This is a genomic window from Flavobacterium sp. (assembly GCF_043760115.1).
Lineage (GTDB): Bacteria > Bacteroidota > Bacteroidia > Flavobacteriales > Flavobacteriaceae > Flavobacterium.
This window is the reverse complement of sequence record NZ_JAYUPK010000016.1, coordinates 1-17,978: the sequence shown is the minus strand read 5'-3', so window position 1 is coordinate 17,978 and position 17,978 is coordinate 1. Positions and strand designations below refer to the sequence as shown.

Genomic DNA, 17,978 nt, shown 5'->3' with positions numbered 1-17,978 from the left:
ATTGCATGAATAAAAAATTTATAAAAGAGTATGAGTTTTTAAAATTCAATTATGATAAAATGCCTTCTATAACTGAAATAGATGAAATTAGATTTGTCAAAGTTTTAAAGAGTTGTAAGTTAAAATATATTAAAATTCCTTTTTTTCTTATATTTTTAGAAAATGATTGGATTGATTTTAGTTCAGATGGTATTAGGGAAGATTCAATTGATTTTTATTCTGTTAAGACTAAATATCCAAATAAAGTATTTGTTATAGGTATATTAATTGAATATTTTAAAAATGGAACTAAAAATGAAAAGTTGGTTTATGTTAATTCTATAAACAGTTTATATTTTAAATTATTAATTTCTAAATATAACAGTTTTTGGAATCCTTAAAATATAAAATTAAATAATAATTTTTTAAATATTTCATTTATATAAACTTATGATTTATTTAATCTGATCTAAAGAGGAAAGCTAAAAGAAATAAAAGATAACGGTTATGAAATTTTTTGATGGAGAACCTGTCCCTTATAAAGTACCACTAAAAATTATTAAATAAAAATTTATATTTGTAATAAATTCTTAAAGTGAAATCAATATATTTTATTATCTTATTAACAACATCACTTGCTTTCTCTCAACAAGAAACAAGTGTTTGGTATTTTGGTAGTAATGCAGGAATTAAATTTGACAGTAATGGTAATGTTACAACATTAACAGATGGGCAGTTAAACACATCAGAAGGTTGTGCAACAATAGCAGACAGTAATGGTAATTTATTATTTTATACTGATGGAATTACTGTTTGGAATAAAAACCATCAAATTATGCCCAATGGTACTGGGTTAATGGGTAATTGGTCTAGTACTCAATCGGCAACAATAGTACCTTTGCCTGGTTCAAGTACTTTGTATTATGTTTTTACCATAGATTACGAAGCGCATAGTAATGGTTTTAGATATTCTGTTGTAGATATAAGTTTAAATAGCGGTTTGGGAGATGTTACTTTAAATAAAAATATTTTAATTTATACTCCATCTAACGAAAAACTATCAATAGTTAAGCATGCTAACGGCAATGATTATTGGGTAGTTACTCACGGTTGGAATAATAATTCTTTTTTTAGTTATTTATTAACATCATCAGGTTTAAATTTAGTTCCTGCTGTTTCTAATATTGGTGCTATTACTACTGGCGATGTTACAAATTCTTGGGGTTATATGAAAATTTCTCCAGATGGAAAAAAATTAGCTATTTGCAATTCTCATATTGATGCAGAGGTTATGGATTTTGATAATAATACTGGATTAGTTTCAAATCTGATTATACTTTTTACTGGTTCTGGACTTCCAGACACTAATTTTGCCTATGGTGTAGAATTTTCTCCAAATAGTCAATTACTTTATATTACAATTGTTGGAATATTTCCTTTGTTTCCTAGACAATTAATACAGTATGATCTTTCGGTAACATCAAATATTGTTTCTAGTGCACAAATATTAGATAGTTCATCTACTCCTTTAGGTTTTCCAATGGGCTTACAACTAGCACCAAATGGTAAAATTTATGTTACCCAAGTTATTCAAGATAAGCTGGCAGTTATAAATAACCCAAATATTATTGGTTTAGGATGTTCTTACCAAATGAATGCACTAGATTTAGAAGGAAAAATTTGTCAATTGGGATTGCCACCTTTTGTATCGTCATTTTTCAATGCTACTTTTAAAACAGAAAATTTATGTTTAGGTTCTAGTACACAATTTACAATAGAAACAGATCAAATAATTACTGATGCTAATTGGATTTTTGGTGATGGAACAACATCTAATACCATTTCTCCATTACACCAATATTTAAATTCTGGTAACTATACAGTGACTGTTACGGCTACTTCTGCTAACGGTATTAGTACAAAAACTAAAATAGTAACAATTTATGAAATGCCAATCGCTAATATTGTGTTAAATCAAATTGTTTGTGATTCAAATATAGCAACTTATGATTTATCAATTCATAATGCAACATTATTAGGCAATCAATCAAGTAGTGTTTTTGGTATTAAATATTATAATTCAATGACTAATTTAATAGATAACTTAAATGCCTTAACAACACCTTATAATCTCTCAATTGGTTCTAATTTAATTTATGTAAAAGTGTATAATTTATTAAATCCAAATTGTTATGATTCACAAAGTTTTACTTTAACTAAATATTTGAAACCAATTGCCAATAGTGTTTTAAATTTATTATTTTGTGATGATATTACTAATGACGGAACTGCTAGTTTTAATTTAAATTTAAATACTCCAATAATATTAGGAACTCAAAATGCCAATGATTATAAAGTTAGTTATCATAGTAGTCAAAATGATGCTACAAGTGGAAACAATCCATTATCATTTAATTATCAAAACACCAGCAATCCACAAACAATTTACATAAGAATAGAAAATATATTAAATACTACCTGTTTTGATGTTTCGCAATCATTTCAAATAGGATTATATAAAATGCCTTTTGCCAATCAACCACCAAATATGTATCAATGTGATGCTGATAATGATGGTGTAGAATCATTCAATTTATCAAATCAAGATAATTTTGTTTTAGGTAATCAATCAGCAAATGATTTTAATATAACTTATCACAATTCACAAATTGATGCTGATTTTAATTTAAATGGATTAAGTTTATCTCAAACAATATTAAATAGTAAAATTATTTATGTAAGAATAGAGAATAAATTAAGTGTATTATGTTATGCAACTACATTATTTGAATTAGTTGTTAAAGAAAAGCCAGTTTTAATTTTAGAAGATTCATACTCTATTTGTGAAGGTAAAAATATCACTATTCAAGCTCCAATTGGTTTTGATAGTTATTTTTGGAACACAGGTAGTAGTGAAAATTCTATATCAATAAATCAAGCAGGAAATTATACATTAACTGTTTATAAAAATTATGGAACCATTACTTGCGATGACACTAAAAATTTCACAGTTTATAATTCTAATGTAGCAACAATAACATCAATTGAAACTCATGATTGGACAGATAATGAAAACGATATAAATGTATATGTTGAAGGTGAAATTACAGACTATTTATATTCACTAGATAATATTCATTTTCAAGATAGTAATCAGTTTTTTGGGTTGGTAAGTGGAGATTATACTGTTTATGTAAAAGATAAAAAAGGATGTGGTACAGTAGAAGAGAATGTTTTTTTATTAATGTATTCTAAGTTTTTTACTCCAAATGGTGATGGTTTTAACGATGTTTGGAGAATTAGATTTTCATCAAAAGAGTCTGATATACAAATATATATTTATGATCGTTACGGTAAAATGATAAAACCATTAAATGGCAATAGTATAGGTTGGAATGGAACTTTAGATGGCGAACTTTTACCGTCTGATGATTATTGGTTTGTTGTTAAAAGAAAAAATGGAAAAGAATATAAAGGTCATTTTACAATGAAAAGGTAAAAAACTTTTATTGCCCATTTAATTACTAGGTTTTACCAAAATTAAATTAGGATATTTTTTCTTCAAGTAAAGAATATTTTTTTCAGCTTCAATTCTTGTTTTATAATTTCCAACCCAAACTTTATAGGTTGGTGTATTAAAAATTATAGTAGCATCATAATTTAAATTTTCTTTTTTAAACAATGTTAGCGTTTTTTTTGCCTCTTCAATTGGACCATTAAAAATTTGAATTTTGTAAAATTCGTTTATTCTTAACGATGAATTGTATTTTCTTTTCTCTACAAGCAATTCTTCAAATTTAGAATCTTGATTTACAGTCAAATTTTGCCCTAAACAAAAATTAAAATTTATTAAAAATAATGTCACAATTGTTGAAATTTTAAGCAATTTTTCTGTTGAAGTCTTCATAATGGATTGATTTTTATACAAATGTACTACTTCTTACAAGAAACAAAAATAGTATTATTATTTAGAATTAATATAAATTAATAATTAAGGTATATTTAAGGTTTTGAGAATTGTAGAGATGTCGTATTTTTGTGCAAGTTTTAAAAAAAAGCGTACCGATTTATTTTTTACGATAGAAAAAATCATACCAAAATTAGTCGATAATCATTTATAATATGAAAAAAGTGGGAAACCATAATTCGATTTCAAGAATTTATTCGTTCAGTATAGCATTATTGCTTACTTTCTCCTTATCTACATTTGCTCAAGCACCAGCTCAGTCAGCTACACCAACACCAGTTGTTGCAGCTCCAACTACAGCGCCAGCAGCAGCAACTACATCCGGAGATCCAGTAGTTGGAAAAGAATTATTTAATTCAAAATGTGCTGCTTGTCATAATTTAGATAATAAAATGACTGGTCCAGCTTTAAGAGGTGTAACAGGAAGACATAAAAAAGAATGGTTTTATCCTTGGATAAAAAACAGTTCTGCTATGATAAAATCTGGTGATCCAGATGCTGTTAAACTTTGGGAAGAGTATAAACCATCAGTAATGACAGCTTTTCCTGAGTTGTCTAATACAGATATTGATAATATATTAGCATATACTGATACTCCAAAAGCTGAGCCAGTTGTTGGTGGAATTCCAGGAGCACTTCCAATAAATCCAGATGTGGATGGCAACAGTATTTCTAATAATGTTGTTTTAGGAATTTTAGCTGTTGTAATGTCAATGTTAGTAATAATGTTGTTTTTAGTAAACAATATTCTATCTAAAGTTGCAAAAGCAAACGGTATTGAAGTTGCTGCCAAAAAAGTAGATTTTTTAAACATACCTAGAGCATTTGCTAAAAATCAATTTTTAATATTGGTTTCAGTAGTATTTTTAATGTTAACCAGCGCTTATTTGGTATATGGGTTTTTAATGCAAGTTGGAGTAGATCAAGATTACGCACCAATTCAACCAATTCATTATTCTCATAGAATACACGCAGGAAGTAATGGTATAGATTGTAAATACTGTCACTCTTCAGCAAGAGTTAGTAAACATGCAGGAATTCCTTCTTTAAATGTTTGTATGAATTGTCATAAAAGTATTGCTCAAGTTTCAGATACTACAGCAACACCAGAATATTCTAAAGCATTTTATGATGGAGAAATTCAAAAATTATACACTGCTGTTGGATGGGACAAAACCACTCAAAAATATACTGGTAAAACAGAACCTGTAAAGTGGGTTCGTATTCATAATCTTCCAGATTTTGCCTATTTTAATCACTCTCAGCACGTTACTGTTGCAGGAATTGAGTGTCAAAAATGCCATGGCGAAGTTAAAACTTATGAAATTCAAAAACAATTTGCTCCATTAACGATGGGTTGGTGTATTAATTGTCACCGTGAAACTGAAGTTAAAATGGAAGGTAATGCATATTATACTAAAATTCATGACGAACTTTCTAAAAAATATGGTGTACAGAAATTAACTGCTGCACAAATGGGAGGTTTAGAATGTGGTAAATGCCATTACTAAATGTTTGAAATTCATTTTCAAATTACAACATAACAAAAACAATTTTAAGAAGCTAATATTTATATACGATGTCATCTAACAAAAAATACTGGAAAAGTGTTGAAGAACTAAACGAAAATAGTTCTATTGTTGAGGCGCTTAGAAATAATGAATTTGTGGAAGCAATTCCAACAGATGAATTTCTTTCAGATAGCTCATTATCATCATCATCAACTACTCGACGAGATTTCCTTAAATATGTTGGATTCACAACTGCTGCTGCAACATTAGCTGCTTGTGAAGGTCCGGTTAATAAGTCAATTCCTTATGTAGTTCAACCAGAAACAATAATTCCTGGAGTTGCAGATTATTATGCAACAACTATGTTTGACGGATTTGATTTTGCAAATCTTTTAGTAAAAACAAGAGAAGGTCGTCCAATAAAAATTGATAATAATAAATCTGAAGGTGCAAAATTTGCTGCAAATGCAAGAGTTCACGCATCAATTTTATCATTATATGATAGTATGCGACTTCAATATCCAAAAGTTGATGCTAAAAAAGCTTCTTGGTCTGATGTTAACAGTAAAATAAAAGCAAATTTAAAAAGTGCAAATGGTAAGCAAATAGTTTTATTAACTAATACACTTGCAAGTCCATCTACAGAAAAATTAATTGCCGATTTTATTTCTAAAAATCCTACTGCTAAACACGTTATTTATGATGCAGTTTCAGAATCTGCTGCGTTAGATGCATACGAAACTGTTTATGGAGAAAGAGCTTTAGTAGATTACGACTTTTCTAAAGCAACAAGTGTTATAGTTTCACTAAACGCAGATTTCTTAGGTGATTGGCAAGGTGGAGGTTATGATGCAGGTTTTGCACAAGTTAGAGTTCCAAAATCTGGAAAAATGACTAAGCATTTTCAGTTAGAGGCAAACATGACTTTATCTGGAGCTGCTGCTGATAAAAGAATTCCAATGACTGTTGCTAATCAAAAACAAGCATTGGTTAAAATATATAATGTTATTACAAATTCTAGTATTCCAACAGGAAAAATTCCTAACGAAGCAGAAGTTGTAAATGCTGCAAAACAATTAAAAGCTTCTGGAAGTAAAGGAGTTTTAGTTTGTGGTATACAAGATAAAAATGCACAATTAGTAGTTTTAGCAATAAATCAAGTTTTAACAAGTGAAGCATTTGTTGGAGTTGGCGCAAGATTGATAAGAAAAGGTTCAAACGAAGATGTAGACCAATTAATTAAAGACATGAATGCCAAAAACGTTCATACATTAATTATGAGTGGAGTTAATCCTGTTTATACTTTAGCAAATAGTAAAGCTTTTTTAAGTGGATTAAAACAAGTTCCTCTTTCTGTTGCATTTTCTTTAAAAGAAGACGAAACAGCTGAAAAAACTACAATCGCTGCTGCTGTACCTCATTATTTAGAATCTTGGAACGATAATATGTTGACTAAAGGAACTTATTCTTTAACGCAACCAACAATTCGTCCTTTATTTGAAACCAAACAATTTCAAGAAGTTTTAATGTCATTAAACGGAATTTCTGGAACTTATTATGATTATATTAAATCAAATGCTGCATCTTATTTAGGATCTAGTTCTTGGAATAAAGTAGTACACGATGGAGTTATTTCAAATGGTATTGTAACAATTTCTGGCGGAACAGCAGATTATTCTGGAGCAGCAAGTGCATTAGCAAGTTCTAAAGCTTTGGCAGATTTTGAATTAGTTTTATATACAAAAACTGGTTTAGGTGACGGACAACAAGCTAACAATCCTTGGTTGCAAGAATTTCCAGATCCAATTACAAGAGTTTCTTGGGATAATTATGCTACAGTTTCAATTGCAGATGCTAAAAAATTAGACTTATCTAATGAAATAGTTGCAAATGGTGGTTTAAATGGAAGTTATGTAGATATAATTGTAAATGGAGTTAAACTTGAAAAAGTGCCAGTGATTGTTCAACCAGGACAAGCAGTTGGAACTATTGGTTTGGCATTAGGTTATGGTAAAAAGGCATCTTTAAAAGAAGAAATGCAAGTAGGTATCAGTGCTTACTCATTATATAATAATTTTAATAACGTTCAGTCGGTTAAAATTTCAAAAGCATCTGGCGATCATGAATTTGCTAGTGTGCAATCTCAAAAAACCCTTATGGGAAGAGGAGATATTGTTAAAGAAACTACATTAGAAATTTTTAATACTAAAAATGCTAAAGAATGGAATGAAGTTCCAATGGTTTCTTTAGATCATAAAGAAGTTGAAGCTACAAAAGTAGATTTATGGGAATCGTTTGATCGTTCAGTTGGTCACCATTTTAATTTATCTATAGATTTGAATGCTTGTACTGGTTGTGGAGCTTGCGTTATAGCTTGTCATGCAGAAAATAATGTACCAGTTGTAGGGAAATCCGAAATAAGAAGAAGTAGAGATATGCACTGGTTGCGTATTGATAGATATTATTCATCTGAAGATACTTTTGAAGGTGATAATAAAAAGAAAGAAGAATTTGACGGATTATTTGGAGATAAAGGTTCACTTGGTGGTTTTGGAGAAATGGAAAGTCCAGCTAACAATCCTCAAGTAGTTTTTCAACCAGTAATGTGTCAACACTGTAATCATGCACCTTGCGAAACTGTTTGTCCTGTTGCTGCAACATCGCATTCACGTCAAGGTCAAAACCACATGGCATACAACAGATGTGTTGGAACTCGTTATTGTGCAAATAATTGTCCATATAAAGTGCGTCGTTTCAACTGGTTTTTATATAATAAAAATAGCGAATTTGATTTCCATATGAATGACGACTTAGGTCGAATGGTAATTAATCCGGATGTTAATGTTCGTTCACGTGGAGTAATGGAAAAATGTTCTATGTGTATTCAAATGACACAAAAAACTATTCTAGATGCAAAACGTGACGGAAGAGAAGTAAAAGATGGTGAATTTCAAACTGCTTGTTCAAATGCATGTTCTACTGGAGCAATGGTATTTGGAGATATAAATGATAAAGAATCTAAAGTTAAAGAATTAACAGAAGACGAAAGAATGTACCATTTATTAGAAAGTGTTGGAACTAAACCTAATGTGATTTATCACGTTAAAGTTAGAAATACATAAAAATTCGTATGATGTGTATTGTAAAATTGTATAATACGGTTTTATAATAAACATTTTATAATCCATAATAAAGTTAATAACTTCAGAACAATAGTAGATAGTAGAAAAAAGGTTTAAATAAAATCTGAAATCTAAATCTAATATTTAAAATCTAAAATTAAAATATGTCGTCCCATTACGAAGCACCCATTAGAAAACCCTTAGTTATAGGTGATAAAAGTTATCACGATGTAACAGTTGATGTTGCTGCGCCTGTTGAAGGAAGAGCAAATAAACAATGGTGGACCGTTTTCACTATCGCATTAGCTGCTTTCCTTTGGGGAGTAAGTTGCATTATTTATACAATATCTACAGGAATTGGAGCTTGGGGTTTAAATAAAACCGTTGGTTGGGCTTGGGATATTACCAATTTCGTTTGGTGGGTTGGTATTGGTCACGCAGGAACTTTAATTTCTGCTGTATTATTACTTTTCCGTCAACGTTGGAGAATGGCAATTAACCGATCTGCAGAAGCAATGACAATTTTCTCTGTAATTCAAGCAGGTTTATTTCCAATTATTCACATGGGAAGACCTTGGTTAGCATATTGGGTAGTTCCAATTCCTAATCAGTTTGGTTCACTTTGGGTAAATTTTAATTCACCATTACTTTGGGATGTATTTGCAATTTCAACCTATCTTTCTGTTTCACTTGTGTTTTGGTGGACAGGTTTATTACCAGATTTTGCGATGCTTAGAGATAGAGCTGTTACACCTTTTAACAAAAGAATATATTCTATTTTAAGTTTTGGTTGGAGTGGAAGAGCTAAAGATTGGCAGCGTTTTGAAGAAGTTTCGCTTGTACTAGCAGGTTTAGCTACACCACTTGTACTTTCTGTACATACTATTGTATCTTTTGACTTTGCTACTTCAATAGTTCCGGGTTGGCATACAACTATTTTTCCACCATATTTTGTGGCTGGCGCAGTATTCTCTGGATTTGCAATGGTAAATACATTGCTTATCATTATGAGAAAAGTATCCAATCTTGAAGCTTATATTACAGTGCAACATATCGAATTAATGAATATTGTAATTATGATTACAGGTTCAATAGTTGGTGTTGCTTACATTACTGAGTTATTTGTGGCTTGGTATTCTGGAGTAGAATATGAACAATATGCATTTTTAAACAGAGCAACTGGTCCATATTGGTGGGCATATTGGTCAATGATGACTTGTAATGTGTTTTCACCTCAATTTATGTGGTCTAAAAAATTAAGAACAAGTATTATGTTCTCTTTTGTAATATCAATTGTTGTAAATATTGGAATGTGGTTTGAACGTTTCGTAATTATCGTAACTTCATTACACAGAGATTATCTTCCATCTTCTTGGACAATGTTCTCTCCAACATTTGTAGATATTGGAATCTTCATAGGAACAATTGGATTCTTCTTTGTATTGTTTTTATTGTATGCAAGAACATTTCCAGTAATTGCTCAAGCAGAAGTTAAAACTATTTTAAAATCATCTGGAGAATATTATAAAAAACGTAGAGAATCAGAAGAACATAATCATTCAGATAAACATTAATATTGTTATGAGTACTAAAGTAATACACGCTATATACAATGATGATGATATTCTAATGGATGCAGTAAAGCAATCTAGAAAAGCACATCATCACATTGAAGAAATATATTGTCCATTTCCGGTTCACGGATTAGATAAAGCAATGGGTTTAGCACCAACACGATTAGCAATTTGTGCTTTTATTTATGGTTGTATTGGGTTAACTGTTGCAACAGTAATGATGAATTTTATAATGATTACCGATTGGCCTCAAGATATTGGAGGAAAACCAAGTATGAGTTATATTCAAAATATGCCTGCTTTCGTTCCTGTAATGTTTGAAATGACAGTATTTTTTGCAGCGCATTTAATGGTACTTACTTTTTATATGAGAAGTAAATTGTGGCCATTTAAAAATGCAGAAAATCCAGATGTTAGAACTACAGACGATCATTTTTTAATGGAAGTATCTGTAAATGGTAACGAAGATGAACTAACTACTTTCTACAGAAATACTGGAGCAGTTGAAGTTAAAGTAATAGATAAGGAATAAATTATGAAAAATATTTTAAAAATAATAGTTGTTTTAGGAATAATAGCATCATTTACCTCATGTAAAGATAGCAATAAACCTAATTACCAATACATGCCAAACATGTATGAATCTGTTGCTTATGAAACTTATTCTGAGTCTGGCGCGTTCAATTCAGAAAATGGGTCAAAAGGTAAAGAAGGTCAACTACCTGCTAAAGGTTCAGTTAAAAGAGGTTATGTTCCATATGAATTTGCCAATTCTACATCTGGTTATGATGCAGCGAAATTAAATTCTAAATCACCATTAGATTCTACTATGGTAGATATGAAAAAAGGACAAGAATTATTTGAAATTTATTGTGCTATTTGCCATGGAAATGCTGGTAACGGTAAAGGAAAATTAGTAACACAAGAAAAAATTCTTGGCGTTCCAAGTTATGCCGACAGAGTAATAACAGAAGGTAGCGTTAACCACGTTCTTAATTTTGGAATAAATTCAATGGGAGCATATTCAAACCAATTAAATCCAGAAGAACGTTGGATGGTTTCTGCATATGTAATGAAACTTAAAGGCGAATTATAATAATTGTACAACAAACTGATTGTAATAGATATGTATACATTTTCAAGTAAATTAAAAAATATTTCTTTCGTCCTGATGCTTTTAGGTATTCTTGGAATAGGATATGGTTTTTTAACTGCACCCAAAAATATTCAAGATGTTGAAACTCTTCTTGCTAAAGAAGAAGTCGCTCATGGTGGCGAACATGGAGAAGCAAATGCTCACAGTGAAGTAAAATCTGATGGTCACTCTGCTGCAACTTCTGCTCATGAAAATGAAAAACATGAAGCAAAAGCTACAGATAAATCGGCAAATGTTAAAGAAGTTGTTGCCAAAACGGACACAGTTTCTTCAGAAACAAATGTTACAACAATAAAAGATTCTACTTTAGAAAAAACAGAAGTTGTAGCATTAAAAGAAGAAAAACATGAAGTAGCTTCAATAAATCGCGCAAATAAAAAAGCAGCGCATTCTGAAGTTTCTCATGAAGACGAACACAAAGAACATGTTGAACACGTTTTTCATCAATTACAAAATAAACCTTGGGCTGCATTATATGTTGCTTGTATATTTTTTATGTTAGTTTCACTTGGAGCATTAGCGTTCTATGCAATTCAACAAGTAGCACAAGCAGGTTGGTCTCCAGTATTGTTTAGAGTTATGCAAGGAATTACATCTTATTTACTTCCTGGTTCAATTATATTTTTCGTTTTATTAGTGCTTTCTGGGTTTCATTTTAATCATTTATTTGTTTGGATGAAAGAAGGAGTTACTGAAATAGGTAATGCTAATTATGATAAATTAATTGCAGGAAAATCTGGATATTTAAACGTTACATTTTGGTTAATAAGAGCAGCAATTTTCTTAACTGGTTGGAATTTATATCAACATTTATCTAGAAAAAATTGTTTAGCACAAGACGAATCTAATGATAATTCTTTCTACAAGAAAAATTTTAAATTATCTGCTGCTTTCTTAGTATTTTTTATTGTTACCGAGTCTATCATGTCTTGGGATTGGATAATGTCATATGATCCACATTGGTTTAGTACATTATTTGGTTGGTACGTATTTGCAAGTTTCTTTGTAAGTGGTATTACAACAATTTCAATGGTAACTTTGTATTTAAAATCTAAAGGATATCTAGAAAACGTAAATTCAAGTCACATTCACGATTTATCTAAATTTATGTTTGGTATTAGTGTATTCTGGACTTACTTATGGTTCTCTCAGTTTATGCTTATTTGGTATGCTAACATTCCAGAAGAAGTTACCTATTTTAAATTTAGAATAGAATATTACAATTTACCATTTTTTGGAGCGGTAGTTATGAACTTTATTTTTCCTATATTAGTTTTAATAAATACCGATTTTAAAAGAATAGCACCAATTATTGTTGGAGCAGGAGTTGTAATTTTATGTGGACATTATATTGACTTCTTTAACATGATTATGCCTGCAACAGTTGGTGACAGATGGTTTATTGGAGTTTCAGAAATCGCATCAGTACTTTTCTTTTTAGGATTATTTATTTTCGTAGTATTTACAGCTTTATCTAAAGTGCCACTTACTCCAAAAAGAAATCCGTTTATTGAAGAAAGTAAACATTTTCACTATTAATATTTAAAGTTATCAAAAAATGAATAGTTTATTAATACTTCTTGTTTTAGTTTTATTATCAATTGCTTTATGGCAATTAACTAAAATATTTGACCTAACTCAAGTTGGTAAAAGAAGAGATAATTCGCAAGTTGCAAACGATAAAGACAATAATATCAATGGTTACATGATGTTTGGGTTTTTAGTTTTTATCTATGTAACTACAATTTATTGCGTAATTAAATTTGGTCATTTTCCTTTAATGGATAATGCCGCGTCAGAACATGGAAAAGATCTAGATCAATTGATGTGGATTTCTATGATGATGATTTTTGTTGTTCAAACAGTTACTCAAGCATTATTACATTATTTTGCCTTCAAATACAGAGGTAAAGTTGGTAATAAAGCAACGTACTTTGCAGATAATAATAAATTAGAATTTATTTGGAGTTCAATTCCAGCTATAGTTCTTGCAGTATTAATTTTCTACGGATTATTTGCTTGGAATGATATTATGTTTATAAACGAAGAAGAAGAAAAACCAATTGTAATAGAACTTTATGCTCAACAATTTAAATGGGCAGCAAGATATTCTGGTGATGACGCAGTTCTTGGAAAAGCAAATGTTAGATATATTGAAGGAGTAAATTCTTTAGGTGTAGATTTAAGTGATAAAAATGCACAAGATGATATTGTAACCGACGAATTACACATTCCAAAAGGTCAAAAAATCTTGTTTAAAATGCGTTCTCAAGATGTATTACATTCAGCATATATGCCACATTTTAGAGCACAGATGAATTGTGTGCCAGGAATGGTAACTCAGTTTTCTTTTACGCCTACAATGACAACATCTCAAATGAGAGACACTGAAGACATGATAGAAAAAGTTGCAAATATTAATGCAATTCGTTCTAAAAAAAGTGTTGAACTTATTGCAGAAGGTAAAACAGCTTTAGATCCTTACACATTTGACTTTTTATTATTATGTAATAAAATTTGTGGTGCTTCTCATTACAATATGCAAATGAAAATTGTAGTAGATACTCCAGAAGATTATAAAAAATGGTTAAAAGGAAAAGTAACAGTTGTTCAATCTGTAAAAGCTGATGCATCAGAAGCTGCTGCTTCTAAAGAAGATTCAGCTAAAAAAGATTCAACATCAGTTAAAAAGGAAACAATAGTTGCACAAACCGTTGTAATGAAATAATTTTGTAGATATATTATAATATTTTTGTTATGAGTCAAGATCAATATAATGCCGCGATTAATATTAATGATCATTCTGCACATGATACTCACGATAGTCATGCTCACGACGATCATCATGGCGAACACCATCATAAAGACACTTTTATTACTAAATACATATTTAGTATAGATCATAAAATGATTGCCAAACAATACCTTATTTCTGGTATTATTATGGGAATTATTGGAGTTGGAATGTCAATGCTTTTTAGAATGCAATTGGCTTGGCCAGAACAATCTTTTAAAGTTTTTAGTTTTTTCCTTGGAGAAAGAATGGCTCCAGGTGGAGTTATGACTAATGAAACTTACCTTTCATTAATTACAATTCACGGAACAATTATGGTATTCTTTGTACTAACAGCCGCATTAAGCGGAACGTTTAGTAATTTATTAATACCACTTCAACTCGGTGCTCGAGATATGGCATCTGGTTTTATGAATATGCTTTCCTATTGGTTGTTTTTCCTTTCAAGTTGTATAATGATTTCTTCATTGTTTATTGAATCTGGGCCAGCATCTGCAGGATGGACAATTTATCCACCTTTAAGTGCATTACCACAAGCTATTTCTGGTTCAGGACTTGGTATGACATTATGGTTAGTTTCTATGGCAATATTTATCGCATCTTCATTAATGGGATCATTAAATTATGTTGTAACTGTAATAAATCTTAGAACTAAAGGAATGTCTATGACAAGAATGCCACTTACAATTTGGGCGTTTTTTGTAACAGCAATTATTGGTATCGTTTCGTTTCCAGTATTATTATCGGCAGCATTATTATTAATAATGGATAGAAGTTTTGGAACTTCATTTTTCCTTTCAGATATTTATATTGCAGGTGAAGTATTAAATTATCAAGGTGGTTCTCCAGTTTTGTTTGAACATTTATTTTGGTTTTTAGGACATCCAGAAGTATATATTGTATTATTACCAGCATTAGGAATTACTTCAGAAGTTATTGCAACTAACTCAAGAAAACCAATTTTTGGATACAGAGCAATGATTATGTCAATTCTTGCAATTGCATTTTTATCTACAATTGTTTGGGGACACCACATGTTTATATCAGGAATGAATCCATTTTTAGGTTCGGTATTTACATTTACAACATTATTAATTGCAATACCATCTGCGGTAAAAGCTTTTAATTATATTACAACATTATGGAAAGGTAACTTGCAATTAAATCCTGCAATGTTATTTTCTATCGGATTAGTTTCTACATTTATTACTGGTGGATTAACAGGAATTATTCTTGGTGATAGTACTTTAGATATAAATGTACACGATACTTATTTTGTTGTGGCACACTTTCACTTAGTAATGGGTATTTCTGCACTTTACGGAATGTTTGCTGGAATTTATCACTGGTATCCTAAAATGTTTAAAAGAATGTTGAATAAAAACTTGGGTTATATTCACTTTTGGGTAACTGCAATTTGTGCTTATGGAGTTTTCTTCCCAATGCACTTTATTGGAATGGCAGGTTTACCAAGACGTTATTATACAAATACTAACTTTCCATTATTTGATGATTTGGCAGATGTAAATAAAATTATTACAGTATTTGCATTAGTTGGTGGAGCATTTCAATTAGTTTTCCTTTGGAACTTCTTTTATAGTATTTTTTACGGAACTAAAACAGTTCAAAATCCTTGGAGATCTACAACTTTAGAATGGACTGCACCAATAGAACACATTCACGGAAACTGGCCAGGAGAAATTCCAGAAGTACACAGATGGCCTTATGATTATAGCAAACCAGGTCACGATGAAGATTTTGTACCACAAAATATTCCAATGAAACCAGGAGAAGAAATTCTACATCATTAATAATAAAATATATTTTAAAATGCCTTTTGAATTTTCAAAAGGCATTTTTATTTAATAAAATATTTTAAACTTTTTTAATTTTGTAAGCAATTGAAAAAAGTTTAAACGACTTCAATTCAAACTTTACTTTATATTTGTAGTATGAACGAAAATTTAGATCCAACTAATAACGGATACAATCCAGAGGAACTTGACGTAGAAAAAAAGTTAAGACCTTTATCATTCGACGATTTTACTGGACAAGAGCAAATATTAGAAAATCTTAAAGTATTTGTAGAAGCAGCCAATCAAAGAAGTGAAGCGCTAGATCATACACTTTTTCATGGTCCACCAGGATTAGGAAAAACTACTTTGGCAAATATTTTAGCAAGCGAACTCGGTGTTGGAATTAAAATAACATCTGGACCAGTTTTAGACAAACCAGGAGATTTAGCAGGTTTACTAACAGGATTAGACGAACGTGATGTTTTATTTATTGATGAAATTCATCGTTTAAGTCCAATTGTAGAAGAATATTTATATTCTGCAATGGAAGACTTTAAAATAGATATTATGATAGAATCTGGACCAAATGCTAGAACGGTTCAAATTAATTTAAATCCATTTACGTTAGTTGGAGCAACAACTCGTTCAGGTTTGTTAACTGCGCCAATGCGAGCAAGATTTGGAATTCAATCAAGATTACAATATTACAATACCGAACTTTTAACAACAATAGTTCAACGTAGTGCATCAATATTAAAAATGCCAATTTCTATGGAAGCAGCAATAGAAATTGCTGGTAGAAGTAGAGGAACGCCTAGAATTGCTAACGCACTTTTGCGAAGAGTTAGAGATTTTGCTCAAATAAAAGGAAACGGAACAATTGATATAGAAATCGCTCGTTTCTCTTTAAAAGCATTGCATGTAGATGCACACGGTTTAGACGAAATGGACAATAAAATTTTAAATACAATTATCGATAAATTTAAAGGTGGACCAGTTGGATTGTCAACATTAGCAACTGCAGTTTCTGAAAGTGCCGAAACTATTGAAGAAGTTTATGAACCATTCTTAATTCAAGAAGGATTTATTATGCGAACTCCAAGAGGAAGAGAAGTTACAGAAAAAGCATACAAACATTTAGGTAAAGTAAAATTGAATGTTCAAGGTGGATTGTTTTAAAAGTGATCAACAACAAAGAAAAATACACAAAACTAATCAAAGCCGAATCCAAAAGACTCGGTTTTCTTTCTTGTGGAATATCCAAAGCAGAATTTCTTGAAGAAGAAGCACCACGACTTGAGAATTGGTTAAACAACAATCATCAAGGCAAAATGAGTTATATGGAAAATCATTTTGACAAAAGGTTAAATCCAACTTTGCTTGTAGATGATGCTAAAAGTGTAATATCCTTATTATTAAATTATTTCCCATCAGAGGAACAAAATCTTGAAAGCTATAAAATATCCAAATATGCCTACGGACAAGATTATCATTTTGTTATAAAAGAAAAATTAAAAGAACTTTTGCATACTATCCAAACAGAAATTGGTGAAGTTTCTGGAAGAGCTTTTGTAGATTCTGCGCCAGTTTTAGACAAAGCTTGGGCAGCAAAAAGTGGTTTGGGTTGGATAGGAAAAAACAGTAATCTGATAACTCAAAAAGTTGGTTCTTTTTATTTTATTGCAGAACTTATACTAGATTTAGAATTAGAATACGAGTATTCAACAACAGATCATTGCGGAACTTGCACAGCTTGCATAGATTCGTGTCCAACAGAAGCAATTGTTTCTCCATATATTGTTGATGGAAGTAAATGTATTTCTTATTTTACAATCGAATTGAAAGAAAATTTGCCAATTGAAATGAAAGGAAAATTTGATAATTGGGCTTTTGGTTGCGATGTTTGTCAAGACGTTTGTCCTTGGAATAAATTTTCTAAACCACACAACGAACCACTTTTTAATCCTAACAAAGAATTATTGTCATTGAGTAAAAAAGATTGGGAAGAAATTACAAATGATACGTTTAATAAAGTTTTTAAAAACTCAGCAGTAAAGAGAACAAAGTTTGATGGTTTTA

Annotated in this window: 13 protein-coding genes; 12 read left to right on the top strand and 1 reads right to left on the bottom strand. The window is 30.4% G+C overall.

Features of this window, described 5'->3' with window-relative positions; translation table 11 throughout:
• Window positions 1–5: 5 nt before the first annotated feature.
• Window positions 6–380, top strand: a complete 375-nt coding sequence (locus ACH2BC_RS01060) for a hypothetical protein (RefSeq protein WP_395052090.1) — start codon at window positions 6–8, stop codon at window positions 378–380.
• A gap of 194 nt (window positions 381–574) precedes the next feature.
• Window positions 575–3,478 carry a T9SS type B sorting domain-containing protein gene (locus ACH2BC_RS01055; protein WP_395052089.1) on the top strand — a complete coding sequence of 968 codons (2,904 nt, stop codon included), beginning with the start codon at window positions 575–577 and terminating at the stop codon, window positions 3,476–3,478.
• Between the two features lie 18 nt (window positions 3,479–3,496).
• Here ACH2BC_RS01055 and ACH2BC_RS01050 read toward each other — a convergent pair whose 3' ends face one another.
• Window positions 3,497–3,886, bottom strand: coding sequence for an SPOR domain-containing protein (locus ACH2BC_RS01050; protein WP_395052088.1), 390 nt, complete (start codon window positions 3,884–3,886; stop codon window positions 3,497–3,499).
• A gap of 215 nt (window positions 3,887–4,101) precedes the next feature.
• Between ACH2BC_RS01050 and ACH2BC_RS01045 the strand changes: the two genes are divergently transcribed.
• The 10 genes from ACH2BC_RS01045 to queG form a co-directional block, all read left to right on the top strand.
• On the top strand, window positions 4,102–5,457 hold the full coding sequence (locus tag ACH2BC_RS01045) for a c-type cytochrome (protein WP_395052087.1): 1,356 nt from the start codon (window positions 4,102–4,104) through the stop codon (window positions 5,455–5,457).
• Between the two features lie 68 nt (window positions 5,458–5,525).
• Window positions 5,526–8,579 carry a TAT-variant-translocated molybdopterin oxidoreductase gene (locus ACH2BC_RS01040; protein WP_395052086.1) on the top strand — a complete coding sequence of 1,018 codons (3,054 nt, stop codon included), beginning with the start codon at window positions 5,526–5,528 and terminating at the stop codon, window positions 8,577–8,579.
• 164 nt (window positions 8,580–8,743) lie between these two features.
• Window positions 8,744–10,153, top strand: a complete 1,410-nt coding sequence (gene nrfD, locus ACH2BC_RS01035) for an NrfD/PsrC family molybdoenzyme membrane anchor subunit (RefSeq protein ID WP_395052085.1) — start codon at window positions 8,744–8,746, stop codon at window positions 10,151–10,153.
• A gap of 7 nt (window positions 10,154–10,160) precedes the next feature.
• On the top strand, window positions 10,161–10,685 hold the full coding sequence (locus ACH2BC_RS01030; RefSeq protein ID WP_395052084.1) for a DUF3341 domain-containing protein: 525 nt from the start codon (window positions 10,161–10,163) through the stop codon (window positions 10,683–10,685).
• Window positions 10,686–10,688: 3 nt separating this feature from the next.
• On the top strand, window positions 10,689–11,249 hold the full coding sequence (locus ACH2BC_RS01025; RefSeq protein WP_395052083.1) for a c-type cytochrome: 561 nt from the start codon (window positions 10,689–10,691) through the stop codon (window positions 11,247–11,249).
• A gap of 30 nt (window positions 11,250–11,279) precedes the next feature.
• On the top strand, window positions 11,280–12,848 hold the full coding sequence (locus ACH2BC_RS01020; protein ID WP_395052082.1) for a quinol:cytochrome C oxidoreductase: 1,569 nt from the start codon (window positions 11,280–11,282) through the stop codon (window positions 12,846–12,848).
• 19 nt (window positions 12,849–12,867) lie between these two features.
• Window positions 12,868–14,037, top strand: coding sequence for a cytochrome c oxidase subunit II (locus ACH2BC_RS01015; protein ID WP_395052081.1), 1,170 nt, complete (start codon window positions 12,868–12,870; stop codon window positions 14,035–14,037).
• A 29-nt stretch (window positions 14,038–14,066) separates the two neighbouring features.
• The gene (locus ACH2BC_RS01010) at window positions 14,067–15,914 is read left to right on the top strand and encodes a cbb3-type cytochrome c oxidase subunit I (protein ID WP_395052080.1); all 1,848 of its coding nucleotides are present in this window, start codon (window positions 14,067–14,069) and stop codon (window positions 15,912–15,914) included.
• Between the two features lie 141 nt (window positions 15,915–16,055).
• Entirely contained in the window at window positions 16,056–17,078 is a 1,023-nt protein-coding gene (gene ruvB, locus ACH2BC_RS01005) for a Holliday junction branch migration DNA helicase RuvB (protein ID WP_395052079.1), read from the top strand.
• Window positions 17,079–17,080: 2 nt separating this feature from the next.
• Window positions 17,081–17,978, top strand: an 898-nt coding sequence (gene queG, locus ACH2BC_RS01000) for a tRNA epoxyqueuosine(34) reductase QueG (protein WP_395052078.1), incomplete at its 3' end; no start/stop codon positions are given.

What these genes read in the sequence shown, in the direction of transcription:
- ACH2BC_RS01060 (WP_395052090.1), top strand. Translation starts at nt 6, where the DNA reads ATGAATAAAAAATTTATAAAAGAGTATGAGTTTTTAAAATTCAATTAT.
- ACH2BC_RS01050 (WP_395052088.1), bottom strand. Translation starts at nt 3,886, where the DNA reads ATGAAGACTTCAACAGAAAAATTGCTTAAAATTTCAACAATTGTGACA.
- ACH2BC_RS01045 (WP_395052087.1), top strand. Translation starts at nt 4,102, where the DNA reads ATGAAAAAAGTGGGAAACCATAATTCGATTTCAAGAATTTATTCGTTC.
- ACH2BC_RS01040 (WP_395052086.1), top strand. Translation starts at nt 5,526, where the DNA reads ATGTCATCTAACAAAAAATACTGGAAAAGTGTTGAAGAACTAAACGAA.
- nrfD (WP_395052085.1), top strand. Translation starts at nt 8,744, where the DNA reads ATGTCGTCCCATTACGAAGCACCCATTAGAAAACCCTTAGTTATAGGT.
- ACH2BC_RS01030 (WP_395052084.1), top strand. Translation starts at nt 10,161, where the DNA reads ATGAGTACTAAAGTAATACACGCTATATACAATGATGATGATATTCTA.
- ACH2BC_RS01025 (WP_395052083.1), top strand. Translation starts at nt 10,689, where the DNA reads ATGAAAAATATTTTAAAAATAATAGTTGTTTTAGGAATAATAGCATCA.
- ACH2BC_RS01020 (WP_395052082.1), top strand. Translation starts at nt 11,280, where the DNA reads ATGTATACATTTTCAAGTAAATTAAAAAATATTTCTTTCGTCCTGATG.
- ACH2BC_RS01015 (WP_395052081.1), top strand. Translation starts at nt 12,868, where the DNA reads ATGAATAGTTTATTAATACTTCTTGTTTTAGTTTTATTATCAATTGCT.
- ACH2BC_RS01010 (WP_395052080.1), top strand. Translation starts at nt 14,067, where the DNA reads ATGAGTCAAGATCAATATAATGCCGCGATTAATATTAATGATCATTCT.
- ruvB (WP_395052079.1), top strand. Translation starts at nt 16,056, where the DNA reads ATGAACGAAAATTTAGATCCAACTAATAACGGATACAATCCAGAGGAA.